General features: G+C 65.5%; 12 protein-coding genes. 7 read left to right on the forward strand and 5 right to left on the reverse strand.

Going from position 1 to position 13,324, the window contains the following annotated elements; all coding sequences use genetic code 11:
• Genes dnaA through gyrB form a run of 4 tightly spaced genes read left to right on the forward strand, consistent with a single transcriptional unit; the run spans position 1 to position 6,139 of the window.
• A complete protein-coding gene (dnaA, locus tag ACZ5R1_RS00005; protein WP_007160135.1) occupies positions 1-1,470 on the forward strand; it encodes a chromosomal replication initiator protein DnaA in 1,470 nt (489 codons plus the stop codon).
• Positions 1,471-1,498: 28 nt separating this feature from the next.
• Complete coding sequence (gene dnaN, locus ACZ5R1_RS00010; RefSeq protein ID WP_007160136.1) at positions 1,499-2,602, forward strand: DNA polymerase III subunit beta; 1,104 nt, start codon at positions 1,499-1,501, stop codon at positions 2,600-2,602.
• Positions 2,603-2,612: 10 nt separating this feature from the next.
• The gene (gene recF / locus ACZ5R1_RS00015; RefSeq protein ID WP_007160137.1) at positions 2,613-3,722 is read left to right on the forward strand and encodes a DNA replication/repair protein RecF; all 1,110 of its coding nucleotides are present in this window, start codon (positions 2,613-2,615) and stop codon (positions 3,720-3,722) included.
• Entirely contained in the window at positions 3,719-6,139 is a 2,421-nt protein-coding gene (gene gyrB, locus ACZ5R1_RS00020; RefSeq protein ID WP_027598724.1) for a DNA topoisomerase (ATP-hydrolyzing) subunit B, read from the forward strand. Before recF ends, gyrB begins: the two co-directional genes overlap by 4 nt.
• Before the next feature lie 379 nt (positions 6,140-6,518).
• Here gyrB and ACZ5R1_RS00025 read toward each other — a convergent pair whose 3' ends face one another.
• The 4 genes from ACZ5R1_RS00025 to glyQ are packed head-to-tail and all read right to left on the reverse strand — an operon-like array spanning position 6,519 to position 10,830.
• Positions 6,519-7,262 carry a lysophospholipid acyltransferase family protein gene (locus tag ACZ5R1_RS00025; protein WP_027598725.1) on the reverse strand — a complete coding sequence of 248 codons (744 nt, stop codon included), beginning with the start codon at positions 7,260-7,262 and terminating at the stop codon, positions 6,519-6,521.
• Positions 7,262-7,804, reverse strand: coding sequence for a D-glycero-beta-D-manno-heptose 1,7-bisphosphate 7-phosphatase (gene gmhB, locus ACZ5R1_RS00030; RefSeq protein ID WP_027598726.1), 543 nt, complete (start codon positions 7,802-7,804; stop codon positions 7,262-7,264). The genes ACZ5R1_RS00025 and gmhB overlap by 1 nt, the downstream gene beginning before the upstream one ends.
• Positions 7,805-7,807: 3 nt before the next feature.
• A complete protein-coding gene (gene glyS / locus ACZ5R1_RS00035; RefSeq protein ID WP_027598727.1) occupies positions 7,808-9,865 on the reverse strand; it encodes a glycine--tRNA ligase subunit beta in 2,058 nt (685 codons plus the stop codon).
• Positions 9,865-10,830, reverse strand: a complete 966-nt coding sequence (gene glyQ / locus ACZ5R1_RS00040; RefSeq protein WP_150340262.1) for a glycine--tRNA ligase subunit alpha — start codon at positions 10,828-10,830, stop codon at positions 9,865-9,867. Before glyQ ends, glyS begins: the two co-directional genes overlap by 1 nt.
• A 175-nt stretch (positions 10,831-11,005) precedes the next feature.
• Between glyQ and ACZ5R1_RS00045 the strand changes: the two genes are divergently transcribed.
• From ACZ5R1_RS00045 to ACZ5R1_RS00055, 3 genes are all read left to right on the forward strand, one after another.
• Positions 11,006-11,590, forward strand: coding sequence for a DNA-3-methyladenine glycosylase I (locus ACZ5R1_RS00045; protein ID WP_027598729.1), 585 nt, complete (start codon positions 11,006-11,008; stop codon positions 11,588-11,590).
• 90 nt (positions 11,591-11,680) lie between these two features.
• Positions 11,681-12,568 carry a lysophospholipid acyltransferase gene (locus ACZ5R1_RS00050; protein WP_027598730.1) on the forward strand — a complete coding sequence of 296 codons (888 nt, stop codon included), beginning with the start codon at positions 11,681-11,683 and terminating at the stop codon, positions 12,566-12,568.
• 168 nt (positions 12,569-12,736) lie between these two features.
• Positions 12,737-13,009, forward strand: a complete 273-nt coding sequence (locus ACZ5R1_RS00055; RefSeq protein WP_007160145.1) for a PilZ domain-containing protein — start codon at positions 12,737-12,739, stop codon at positions 13,007-13,009.
• Here the strand turns inward: ACZ5R1_RS00055 and ACZ5R1_RS00060 are convergent.
• Complete coding sequence (locus tag ACZ5R1_RS00060) at positions 13,000-13,317, reverse strand: tetratricopeptide repeat protein (protein ID WP_464712747.1); 318 nt, start codon at positions 13,315-13,317, stop codon at positions 13,000-13,002. The two genes, ACZ5R1_RS00055 and ACZ5R1_RS00060, sit on opposite strands and share 10 nt — an antisense overlap.
• Positions 13,318-13,324: the final 7 nt, after the last annotated feature.

Consider the following 13,324-nt stretch of genomic DNA (forward strand, 5'->3'; position numbering starts at 1 on the left):
GTGTCGGTCGAACTCTGGCAACGTTGCGTGGATGTGCTGCGCGACGAGCTGCCTTCGCAACAATTCAATACCTGGATCCGGCCACTGCAGGTGGAAGCGGAAGGGGATGAGCTGCGGGTGTTCGCGCCCAATCGCTTCGTGCTCGACTGGGTCAACGAGAAGTACCTGAGCCGCATCCTCGAATTGCTCGAGGAACATGCCGACGACGGCATCGCCCCGGTGCTGTCCCTGTTGATCGGCAGCAAGCGCAGCAACAAGCCGCGTCCGGCGCAGACGCCAAGTAGCCAGAGCACCCCGCTGCCTCCTCCGGTGCAGGCTCCGCAGCCGATCCAATCGGACATCGTCACCGCGGGCGTCGCCCTGGAAGACGTGACCGCGGAACTGGCCGAGGCCGACGAGCCGGCGGTCAAGACCGAACGCACCGTGCAGGTGGAGGGTGCGCTCAAGCACACCAGCTACCTGAATCGCACCTTCACCTTCGAGAACTTCGTCGAGGGCAAGTCCAACCAGCTGGCCCGCGCCGCGGCCTGGCAGGTGGCGGACAATCCCAAGCACGGGTACAACCCGCTCTTCCTTTATGGGGGCGTGGGTCTGGGTAAGACCCACCTGATGCACGCGGTGGGCAACCACCTGCTCAAGCGCAATCCGAACGCCAAGATCGTCTATCTGCATTCGGAGCGCTTCGTCGCCGACATGGTCAAGGCGCTGCAGCTCAACGCCATCAACGAATTCAAGCGCTTCTACCGCTCGGTGGACGCGCTGCTGATCGACGACATCCAGTTCTTCGCCCGCAAGGAGCGTTCGCAGGAAGAGTTTTTCCACACCTTCAATGCCCTGCTCGAAGGTGGACAACAGGTGATCCTCACCAGCGACCGCTATCCCAAGGAGATCGACGGCCTGGAAGAGCGGCTCAAGTCGCGCTTCGGCTGGGGTCTCACCGTGGCGGTGGAGCCGCCGGAGCTGGAAACGCGGGTGGCGATCCTGATGAAGAAGGCCGACCAGGCCAAGGTCGACCTGCCCCACGACGCCGCCTTCTTTATTGCCCAGCGCATCCGCTCCAACGTGCGGGAACTGGAAGGCGCGCTCAAGCGGGTAATCGCCCATGCCCACTTCATGGGCCGCGACATCACCATCGAGCTGATCCGCGAATCGCTCAAGGATCTCCTGGCACTGCAGGACAAGCTGGTCAGCATCGACAACATCCAGCGCACCGCGGCCGAGTACTACAAGATCAAGATCGCCGATCTGCTGTCCAAACGCCGCTCGCGTTCGGTCGCCCGGCCGCGGCAGGTCGCCATGGCGCTGTCCAAGGAGCTGACCAACCACAGCCTGCCGGAAATCGGCGACGCCTTTGGCGGACGCGATCACACGACGGTGTTGCACGCCTGTCGCAAGATCGCCGAACTTCGGGAATCCGACGCGGATATCCGCGAGGATTACAAGAACCTGCTGCGTACCCTGACGACCTGACGGACGCGGCCCTGGCAAGGACCTGACCATGCATTTCACCATTCAACGCGAAGCCCTGTTGAAACCGCTGCAGTTGGTGGCCGGTGTCGTGGAACGTCGGCAAACGCTGCCGGTGCTGTCCAACGTACTCCTGGTCGTGGAAGGCCAGCGGCTGTCGCTGACCGGTACCGACCTGGAAGTCGAGCTGGTTGGCCGGGTCGATCTGGAAGAAGCCGCCGAAGCCGGCGAAATCACCGTGCCGGCGCGCAAGCTGATGGATATCTGCAAGAGCCTGCAGCCCGATGCGCTGATCGACATCCGCACCGAGGAGCAGAAGCTGCTGATCCGTGCCGGACGCAGCCGTTTCACCCTGTCCACCCTGCCGGCCAACGACTTCCCCACCGTGGAGGAAGGTCCGGGTTCGCTGAAGTTCAGCATTCCCCAAGGCCGCCTGCGCCGTCTGATCGAGCGCACCGGCTTCGCCATGGCCCAGCAGGACGTGCGCTACTACCTCAACGGCATGCTGCTCGAAGCCAGCACCGGGCGCCTGCGCGCCGTGGCCACCGACGGTCACCGCCTGGCCATGTGCATGCTGGAAGCCGACGTCGACCAGGCCGAGAAGCACCAGGTCATCGTGCCGCGCAAGGGCATCCTGGAACTGTCGCGCCTGCTCACCGAGCCGGAGGAGCCGGTCAACGTGGTGCTGGGCCAGCACCATATCCGCGCCACCACCGGGGACTTCACCTTTACCTCCAAGCTGGTGGACGGCAAGTTCCCCGACTACGAGCGCGTCCTGCCGCGGCATGGCGACAAGCTGGTGCTGGGCGAACGTCAGCACCTGCGCGAGGCATTCAGCCGCACCGCCATTCTCTCCAACGAGAAGTACCGCGGTATCCGCCTGCAACTGGAAAACGGCTTCATGAAGATCCAGGCCAACAACCCGGAGCAGGAAGAGGCCGAGGAAGAACTGCAGGTCGACTACGACGGCGGCAGCCTGGAGATCGGCTTCAACGTCAGCTACCTGCTCGACGTGCTCGGCGTGATGACCACCGACCAGGTGCGCATCACCCTGTCCGATTCCAGCAGCAGTGCGCTGTTGCAGGAGGCGGGCAACGACGATTCCTCCTATGTCGTGATGCCGATGCGCCTCTGATCGCCGCTCGATGACGCTGATCCGCTTCAACGCCGACCGCCTGCGCAATCTGCAGGCGGTCGCGCTTCAGCCCTCGCCCCGGGTCAACCTGCTGCACGGCGCCAACGGCAGCGGCAAGACCAGCCTGCTGGAAGCCATCCACCTGCTGGGCCTGGCCCGTTCCTTTCGCAGCACCAAGCTGGCGCCGGTCATCCAGCACGAGCAGGCCAGCTGCACGGTGTTCGGCCAGGTGCGGCTGCCCGGGGGCCAGGATTGCAACCTGGGCATCCAGCGCGAGCGCGGCGGCGACTACCAGATCCGCATCAATGGCGAGAATGCCCGCAGTGCGGCGCAGCTGGCCGAGGTGCTGCCGCTGCAGCTGATCAACCCCGACGGCTTCCGGCTGCTTGAAGGCAGTCCCAAGATCAGACGGCAGTTTCTCGACTGGGGCGTGTTCCACGAGGAACAGCGTTTTCTGCCCCTATGGCAACGCCTGCAAAAGGCGCTCAGGCAGCGAAATCACTGGCTCAGACGTGGTAAAATCGACCCTGCGGCGCAGGCCGCCTGGGATCAGGAACTGGCCCTGGCCAGTGCCGAGATCGATGGCTTTCGCCAGGCCTATATCCAGCGCCTGAAACCGGAATTCACCGCGGTGCTGGCCGAGCTGATCCAGCTCGACGGCCTGACCCTGAGTTACTACCGCGGCTGGGACCGCGAGCGCGATCTGCGCGAGGTGCTGGCGGACAGCCTGCCGCGGGATCTGCAGCTGGGGCATACCCAGGCCGGTCCCCAACGCGCCGACCTGCGGATCCGCATCGGCAATCACAACGCGGCGGACATCCTGTCGCGCGGCCAGCAGAAGCTGGTGGTGTGCGCACTGCGCATCGCCCAGGGGCGGCTGGTCAACCAGGTCAAGCGGGGCCAGTGCGTCTATCTCATCGACGACCTGCCCTCGGAACTGGACGAGGGACACCGGCTGGCCTTGTGCCGGCTGCTGGAGGCACTGGAGTGCCAAGTCTTCATCACCTGTGTCGAGCGCGAGACGCTACAGGCCGCCTGGCGGCCGGAGACAGAGGTCAGCGTGTTCCACGTGGAACACGGCCATATCAAGCAGACCCACACTAGCGGGAGCCAAGCATGAGCGAGACCAATACCTACGACTCTTCCAGCATCAAGGTGCTGAAGGGACTGGATGCCGTGCGCAAGCGCCCCGGCATGTACATCGGCGACACCGATGACGGCACCGGCCTGCACCACATGGTCTTCGAGGTGGTGGACAACTCCATCGACGAGGCCCTGGCCGGCTTCTGCAGCGAGATCAGCATCACCATCCACATGGACGAATCCATCACCGTGCGCGACAACGGTCGCGGCATCCCGGTGGATATCCACAAGGAAGAAGGCGTTTCCGCGGCCGAGGTCATCATGACCGTGCTGCACGCCGGCGGTAAGTTCGACGACAACACCTACAAGGTGTCCGGCGGCCTGCACGGCGTGGGCGTCTCGGTGGTGAACGCCCTGTCCGAGGAGCTGCGGCTGACCATTCGCCGCGCCGGCCAGGTGTGGGAGCAGGTCTATGTGCATGGCGTGCCCCAGGCGCCGCTGGCGGTGATCGGCGAGACCGACACCACCGGTACCCAGGTGCACTTCAAGCCGTCCGCCGAGACCTTCAGCAACATCCAGTTCAGCTGGGACATCCTGGCCAAGCGGATTCGCGAGCTGTCCTTCCTCAACTCCGGTGTCGGCATCGTCCTGCGCGACGAGCGCAGCGGCAAGGAAGAGCTGTTCAAGTACGAAGGCGGCCTGCGTGCCTTCGTCGACTACCTCAACACCAACAAGACCGCGGTGAACGAGGTGTTCCATTTCCAAGTGCAGCGCGACGACGATGGCGTCGGCGTGGAAGTGGCCCTGCAGTGGAACGACAGCTTCAACGAGAACATCCTCTGCTTCACCAACAACATTCCCCAGCGCGATGGCGGTACCCACCTGGCGGGCTTCCGCTCGGCACTGACGCGCAACCTGAACAACTACATCGAGGCCGAGGGCCTGGCCAAGAAGTTCAAGGTGGCCACCACCGGTGACGACGCCCGCGAAGGCCTGACCGCCATCATCTCGGTCAAGGTGCCGGATCCCAAGTTCTCCTCCCAGACCAAGGACAAGCTGGTCTCCTCCGAGGTGAAGACCGCTGTGGAGCAGGAGATGGGCAAGTACTTCTCCGACTTCCTGCTGGAGAATCCCAACGAGGCCAAGGCGGTGGTCGGCAAGATGATCGACGCGGCCCGGGCCCGGGAAGCGGCGCGCAAGGCGCGGGAGATGACCCGCCGCAAGGGCGCCCTGGACATCGCCGGTCTGCCCGGCAAGCTGGCGGACTGCCAGGAAAAGGACCCGGCGCTGTCCGAACTCTACATCGTGGAGGGTGACTCCGCCGGTGGTTCGGCCAAGCAGGGCCGCAACCGGCGCACCCAGGCGATCCTGCCGCTCAAGGGCAAGATCCTCAACGTCGAGAAGGCCCGCTTCGACAAGATGCTCTCCTCCCAGGAGGTGGGCACCCTGATCACCGCGCTGGGCTGCGGTATCGGTCGCGAAGAGTTCAATATCGACAAGCTGCGCTACCACAACATCATCATCATGACCGATGCTGACGTCGACGGTTCGCACATCCGTACCCTGCTGCTGACCTTCTTCTTCCGCCAGATGCCGCTGTTGATCGAGCGGGGCTACATCTACATCGCCCAGCCGCCGCTGTACAAGGTGAAGCGTGGCAAGCAGGAGCAGTACATCAAGGACGACGAGGCGATGGAGGAATACCTGACCCAGACCGCCCTCGAGGAAGCTAGCCTGCACGTCAACGAGAACGCCCCCGGCCTGTCCGGCGTGGAACTCGAGAAGCTGGTGAACAGCTATCGCCAGGTGATGAAGACCTTCAAGCGCCTGTCGCGCCTCTATCCGGCCGACGTCAGCGAACACCTGCTGTACCTGCCCCGCGTGGGCGTGGAGCAGCTGGGTGACGAGGCGGCCATGCGCCAGTGGCTGGCCGGCCTGGAGACGCGCCTGAAGGCTGCCGAGCGCAATGGCACCACCTACACCCTGAGCCTGCGCGAAGACCGCGAGCGCAGCCTGTGGCTGCCGGAGGTCGAGACCCGTGCCCACGGCCTGTCCAGCTACGTCACCTTCAACCGGGATTTCTTCGGCAGCAACGATTACCGCCTGGTGACCGAGCTGGCCGCCCAGCTGGACAACCTGCTGGAGGAAGGCGCCTACGCCAAGCGCGGCGAACGCCGGCGCCCGGTCAGCACCTTCAAGGAAGCCTGGGAATGGCTGATGGTGGAGACCAGCAAGAGATTCAACATCCAGCGCTACAAGGGCCTGGGCGAGATGAATCCGGATCAGCTGTGGGAAACCACCATGGACCCGAACGTGCGCCGCATGCTGCAGGTGACCATCGAGGACGCCATCGCCGCCGATCAGATCTTCAACACCCTGATGGGCGATCAGGTGGAGCCGCGCCGCGACTTCATCGAGAGCAACGCCCTGGCCGTGTCGAACCTCGACGTCTGATCCCGCGGTTATGCACAAGCCCCGCCATGCGGGGCTTTTTTGTGGAAAACATTCTGCCTAGAGAGCCGCAGCGTTTCGTTCCTCGGGAGTGAACGCCGTTCATCTTATAGCCAGAGGTTTTGTGGATAGTTTTCCTCAGCCGCTTTTGATCACCACAGAAAATTTGCGTAAAGAGGCCGTGCCATGCGGCATAGAGACACAGGCTATAACGGATGATCCTGTGGATAAGCCTGGGAATAAGCTTGTCGGTACTTGTGGATGAAGACTCATCCGAGGTAGCGGGCCAAAATCTGCCCACATCAAAGGCTTGATCTGGCCTGTGGGTAAGTCTGTGGGAAAAGGGGTGGAAACAGCCAGGCCTCGCGGCCTGGCGGTCAGGCTACGCAGCGCGGGCGGGACTGGCGTCGGGTTTGGTCGCCAGAGCCTGTTCGATGAAGGCGAAGCAGCGGGCATTGAGATCGACGATGGCGCGCGGATCCTGACCCTGGGGATGGAGCAGCGGACCGATGCTGACCTTGATGGTCCCCGGCGACTTGATCCAGGAGCGATTGGGCCAGTAGGCACCGGCGTCATGGGCGATGGGCAGGATGGGCACGTTCAGGCTGCAGGCCAGGGCGGCGCCACCGCGAGAGAACTTGCCCATCTGGCCATGATCGATGCGGGTGCCCTGGGGAAAGATCAGAACCCAGCAACCCTGGGCCAGGTAGCGACCGCCCTGCTCCGTCAGCTGCTGCAGGGCCAGCTTGCCGTTGTCGCGGTCGATGGCGATCGGCTTGAGCAGCGAGAAGGCCCAGCCAAAGAAGGGGATCCGCAGCAATTCGCGCTTGATCACCTGGGAGGTGGGCTCGAACTGGGCGGACAGGAAAAAGGTTTCCCAGGTGCTCTGGTGGTTGGCCACGATCACGCAGGGCTGCGCCGGGACGTTTTCCAGGCCTTCGATCTCGTAGCGGATGCCGCAGATGACCTTGGCCAGCCAGACGGCGAAACCGGTCCAGGCCTTGACCACCAGCCGATAGCGGGCGCGATAGGCCAGGAAGGGCGCGATCAGCAGGCTGACGCAGGACCAGAGGATGCCGCTGGTTCCCAGCAGCACATAGAACAACAGGGTACGCAAGAGCCGCATCAGGGCGCTTCCTCGAGCAGGTGATCAGCCACCGCGGCCAGGTCGACGAAGACCCGGGTGCCGGCTGGCAAAGGCTTGGCCAGGGTGCGTTCACCCTTGCCGGTCCGCACCAGACAGGGCGTGCAGCCAAGGGCCACGCCGGCTTCCAGATCGCGCAGGCTGTCGCCCACCACCGGCACGCCGCTCAGGTCGGCACGGCCATAGTGGTGGGCGATGGCGCGAAACAGGCCGGGCAGCGGCTTGCGGCAGTCGCAGCCCGCTTCCGGGCCATGGGGGCAGTGCAGGATCAGGTCGACCCGACCGCCCTCCTCCGCCAGCAGCCGCTGCAGTTTCTCGTGCATGGCCGTCAGGTCGTCTTCCGTGAAGTAGCCGCGGGCCAGGCCGGACTGGTTGGTGGCCACGGCCACCTGCCAACCGGCCCGGTTCAGGCGAGCGATGGCGGCGAGGCTGCCGGGCAGCGGTTGCCACTGCTCGGCGCTGCGCACGTAGTCATCGGAATCGACATTGATGACGCCATCGCGGTCCAGCACGATCAGCTTCATGCCCTAGCCCAGCACCGAGATGTCGGCGATGCCCAGGAACAGGCCACGCAGGTGGGCGAGCAGCGCATAGCGATTGGCGCGGACGCGCTCGTCCTCGGCGTTGACCAATACCTCGTCGAAGAAGGCATCCACCGGGGCGCGCAGGCTGGCCAGGCGCTCCAGGGCTTCGCGATAACGGCGAGCTTCGGCCAGGGGCGCGGCTTCCCGCTCGGCATCGGCGATGGCCGCGGCCAGGGTGCGCTCGGCGTCGGTCTCGAACAGGGCGGCATCGGCCTGGGTGGCGACCGTGCCCTCGAACTTGCCGAGCAGGTTGGAGACGCGCTTGTTGGCGGCGGCCAGGGCTTCGGCTTCGGGCAGGCGGCGGAAGGCTTGCACGGCCTGGACGCGCTGATCGAAGTCCAGCGCCGAAGCCGGGCGCAGGGCCCGCACGGCCAGGTAGGCGGCGGTGTCGACGCCTTCGTCCTCGTAGCGGGCACGCAGGCGGTCGAAGACGAAGTCCAGCACCTGCTCCTGCAGCCCCGCGGCCTTGACCCGCTCGCCGTAACCGGCGATGGCGAAGGCGACGGCGGCTGGCAGATCCAGCTCCAGGCCCTTCTCGATGAGGATGCGCAGCACCCCCAGGGCCTGACGGCGCAGGGCGAAGGGGTCCTTGCTGCCGGTGGGCAGCATGCCGATGCCAAAGATGCCGACCAGGGTGTCGAGCTTGTCGGCCAGGGCCACGGCGGCCCCGGTCAGGGTCTGCGGCAATTCGGCGCCGGCGCCGCGCGGCATGTACTGCTCGTTGAGCGCCAGGGCCACGTCGTCGGCCTCGCCGCCCTTCTTGGCGTAGTAGTAGCCGGCGATGCCCTGCATCTCCGGGAATTCGCCGACCATCTCGGTGGCCAGGTCGCACTTGGCGAGCACACCGGCGCGGTGGGCGCGCTCGGCATCACCGCCGATGCGTTCGGCGATAAAGGCGGCCAGGGCGGCGACGCGCTGGGCCTTGTCGTAGACGGTGCCGAGCTGGGCCTGGAAGACCACGTTCTTGAGACGCTCGTTGAAGCTTTCCAGCGGCTGCTTCTGGTCCTGCTTGAAGAAGAACTCGGCGTCGGTGAGACGGGGGCGGACCACCTTCTCGTTGCCGCTGACGATCTGCGCCGGGTCCTTGCTCTCCAGGTTGGCCACGGTGATGAAGCGCGGCAGGAGCTTGCCCTGGGCGTCCAGCAGGCAGAAGTACTTCTGGTTGTCCTGCATGGTGGTGATCAGGGCTTCCTGGGGCACCTCGAGGAAGCGTTCCTCGAAGGCGCAGACCAGCGGCACCGGCCATTCCACCAGGGCGGTCACCTCGTCCAGCAGCGCGGGCGGCACCACGGCGCTGCCCTGCTCCGCCGCGGCCAGTTCGGCCACGCGGGACTCGATCAGCTGACGCCGTTCGGCGAAGTCGGCCAGCACATGGGCGGCGCGCAGGTCGGCGGCGTAGTGGGCCGGCGCGCTGATGCGCACGGCGTCGGGATGGTGGAAGCGATGACCGCGGGACTCACGGCCGGCGCGGCGGGTCAGGATCTCGCAGTCGATGACCTCGTCACCTAGCAGCATCACCAGCCACTGGGTGGGACGCACGAATTCCTCGCGGCGGGCGGCCCAGCGCATGCGCTTGGGAATCGGCAGCTCGGCCAGGGAGGCTTCGACGATGCCGGGCAGCAGGCTGGCCGCCGGTTGACCGGGAATGCTCTGGGAGAATCTCAGCTTGGGACCGCTGCGGTCGATGGCGCTGATGTCGACGCCACACTTGCGGGCGAAGCCCAGGGCCGCCTGGGTCGGCTGGCCATCGGCGCCAAAGGCGGCCTGGAGCGGCGGGCCGTCCAGGTTGACGCTACGCTCGGGCTGCTGGGTCTGCAGGGCTTCGACCAGCACCGCCAGACGGCGCGGCGCGGCATAGGCGCGGGCGCCGGCATAGCCGAGACCGGCCTGCTTGAGGCCCTTCTCAATGCCGGCGAGAAAGCTGTCGCCAAGGGTCTTGAGCGCCTTGGGTGGCAGTTCTTCGGTACCTAGTTCGACCAGGAAATCCAGAGTGGTGCTCATCATTCGCCCTCCTTGAGCAGCGCCTGGACATCGTCACGACCCAGGACCTCGTCACGCAGCGCGGGGCTGGCCAGCGGGAAGCCCAGCCGGGCCCGGGCCTTGAAGTAGCCCTGGGCGACGCTGCGCGCCAGGGTGCGCACGCGCAGGATGTAGCGCTGGCGCTCGGTCACCGAGATGGCACGGCGGGCGTCCAGCAGGTTGAAGGTGTGGGAGGCCTTGAGCACCATCTCGTAGGTGGGCAGCGGCAGGTCCAGGGCGATCAGGCGATTGGCCTCGGACTCGTAGAAGTCGAACAGCTCGAACAGCTTGGGCACATTGGCGTGCTCGAAGTTGTAGGTGCTCTGCTCCACCTCGTTCTGGTGGAAGACGTCGCCGTAGGTCACGGTGCCGAAGGGACCGTCGGCCCAGATCAGGTCATAGACCGAATCCACGCCCTGCAGGTACATGGCCAGGCGCTCCAGGCCATAGGTGATCTCGCCGGTCACCGGGTAGCACTCGATGCCGCCGGCCTGCTGGAAGTAGGTGAACTGGGTGACTTCCATGCCGTTGAGCCAGACTTCCCAGCCCAGACCCCAGGCGCCCAGGGTGGGCGATTCCCAGTTGTCCTCGACGAAGCGCACGTCGTGCACCAGCGGATCCAGGCCGATGGCGGCCAGGGAGCCGAGGTAGAGCTCCTGGAAGTTGTCCGGGTTGGGCTTCAAGACCACCTGGAACTGGTAGTAGTGCTGCAGGCGATTGGGGTTCTCGCCGTAGCGGCCGTCGGTGGGGCGGCGGCTGGGCTGCACATAGGCGGCGTTCCAGGTCTCGGGACCGATGGCGCGCAGGAAGGTGGCGGTGTGGAAGGTACCGGCGCCGACTTCCATGTCATAGGGCTGGAGTACCACGCAGCCCTGCTCGGCCCAGTATTGCTGCAAGGCCAGGATCAAGTCTTGGAAGGTGCGCACGGTGGGCTTGGACTGGCTCACGAAAAATACCCGTTCGGCTGCGACGAAAAGCCGGGGAGTATAGCCGAAAGCCGCCGTCGCCCGCATGGGGCGCGTGTCGCGGCCGGGCGGCTGGCCGGGTAGTCCGGACGGGCTGTCTCCGCTGGCGGGCAATTGCGCTAAGGTGAGGCCTTCCCTCCTCGACCGAGTCTTCGCCATGCCGCGTTGCTTCTGGTGCACCGCCGATCCGTTGTACATCGAGTATCACGACCACGAGTGGGGCGTGCCCCAGCGCGATCCGGCGGTGCTCTTCGAATTCCTCCTGCTGGAGGGCTTCCAGGCCGGACTGTCGTGGATCACCGTGCTGAAGAAGCGCGAGCGCTATCGTCAGGTGCTGCATGGCTTCGATCCCAGGCGCCTGGCGCAGTTGAGCGATGCCGAGATCGCGGTGCTGATGCAGGACCCGGGCATCATCCGCAATGGCGCCAAGCTGCGCGCCGCTCGTCAGAATGCCCAGGCCTGGTTGCGCCTCGAAGACCCTGCCGGCTGGCTGTGGTCCTTTGTCGGCGGTACTCCGCGCATCAATCGTTTCCGTGATCGCAGCGAGGTACCGGCGATCACCCCGGAAGCCGAGGCCATGAGCAAGGCGCTCAAGCGGGCCGGTTTCACCTTTGTCGGGCCGACCATCTGCTATGCCTTCATGCAGGCCATGGGCCTGGTCATGGACCATACCCTCGACTGCGACCGCCATGGCGAATTGGCGTCTGCGTCGGCAGAGCTGCAGGAAAAGTCGAATGTATAGCTGCCAGTTGGCGCGAACCTTACGCTTTCTTAACGTTTCCGGGGTCTGTAGACGGTAAACTGTCTGGGCATTCAGACAGGAGCCCCTCTTTTGGAAAGATTCAAAGGCGCGCTGATGATCGCCTTCCTGCGCCTTTTCGCCCTGCTGCCCTGGCCGCTGGTGCAGCGCCTGGGTGGATTCATCGGCTGGTGCATGTGGAAGCTGCCGACCCGCGCCAGCAAGGTCACCCGTATCAACCTCGCCCACTGTTTTCCCGAACTCGATGCCGCCGGTCTGGAACGGCTGTCGCGCGAGTGCCTGCGCGGCATCGGCAAGACTCTGACCGAAAGCGCCTGCGCCTGGATCTGGTCGCCGAAGCGTTCCTTGCGCCTGGTGCGCGAGGTGGAAGGGATGGACGTCCTGCAGGAAGCCCTGGCCTCCGGCGATGGCGTGGTGGGCATCACCAGCCACCTGGGCAACTGGGAGTTGCTCAACCACTTTTACTGCTCCCACGCCAAGCCGATCATCTTCTACCGGCCGCCCAAGCTCAAGGCGGTGGACGAGCTGCTCAAGCGCCAGCGGGTACAGCTGGGCAATCGGGTGGCGCCCTCCACCCCGGAAGGCATCATCAGCGTGATCAAGGAAGTCCGGCGCGGCGGCGCCGTGGGCATTCCGGCCGATCCCGAGCCGAGTCGCAGCGCCGGCCTCTTCGTGCCCTTCCTCGGCACCACCGCCCTGACCAGCAAGTTCGTGCCCTCGCTGCTGGCGCGTGGCAAGGCCCGCGGGGTGTTCTTCCATGCCGTGCGCCTGGCAGACGGCAGCGGCTACAAGGTGATCCTGGAAGCCGCGCCGCCGGCCATGTACGACCCGGATCCGGAGGTCTCGGTGGCCGCCATGAGCGAGGTGCTGGCCGGCTACGTGCGGCGCTATCCGACCCAGTACATGTGGAGCATGAAGAGATTCAAGAATCGCCCGGATGGCGAGGAGAAGTGGTACTGAGGTCTAGCGCCCGGGTCCTGCCCGGGCGCTGAGGGGCAGGCGGTGGTCCTATGACCTATCGCTCGGCGCTTCGCCAGCACCGTTCGGTCGGTGCGCGGCTGACAGGCGCCGGGCTTTGCCGGAAGCTGCCAGGACCTCAAGGGAGCGCCTAAGCCAGGGAGTCAGGCGATGAATTCGCGCGATCAGCGCCAGCATACCCGTACCCCGCTCAAGTGCCGGCTGTGGATCGCCTATCCGGATGGCGAGATCGTCGGCGAGACCCGTGACCTGTCCGATGGCGGCGTCTATGTGGTGCACCCCGAGCTGACCCGGCTGCCGCAAGGCACCCGCGTGGTCGGCCAGGTGCTCGACCTGCCGATCGAAGCGCCCAAGGTGACCATGGAAGTCATGCGCACCGACGGTGACGGCGCGGGCCTCAGATTCCTCCGCGATCAGGACTGAGCGCGGCGCGCCAGGCGCTTGAGAAACACCGTCATTTCCTTTTCCGCCTGCTTGTCGCCCCTGGCTTGCGCTGCCTGCAGGCCCTGGATCCAGGCCGCCTCGGCGCTGGCCAGGTCGGCACTCCCCTCATGGGCCTTGCCCAGCAGCTTCCAGGCCGCCGAATAGGTCGGATCGAATTCGACGCAGCGCGCCAGGTGCTCGATCGCCCGTGCAGGCTCTCCGGCATCCAGATAGCCCTTGCCCAGACCGAATCTGAGCAGGGCGTTGTCCTGGCCGCGGGCGAGCATCTTCTCCAGGGATTCGAGCATGGTGAGG

It is taken from the genome of Pseudomonas sp. Pso3 (genome assembly GCF_055393275.1).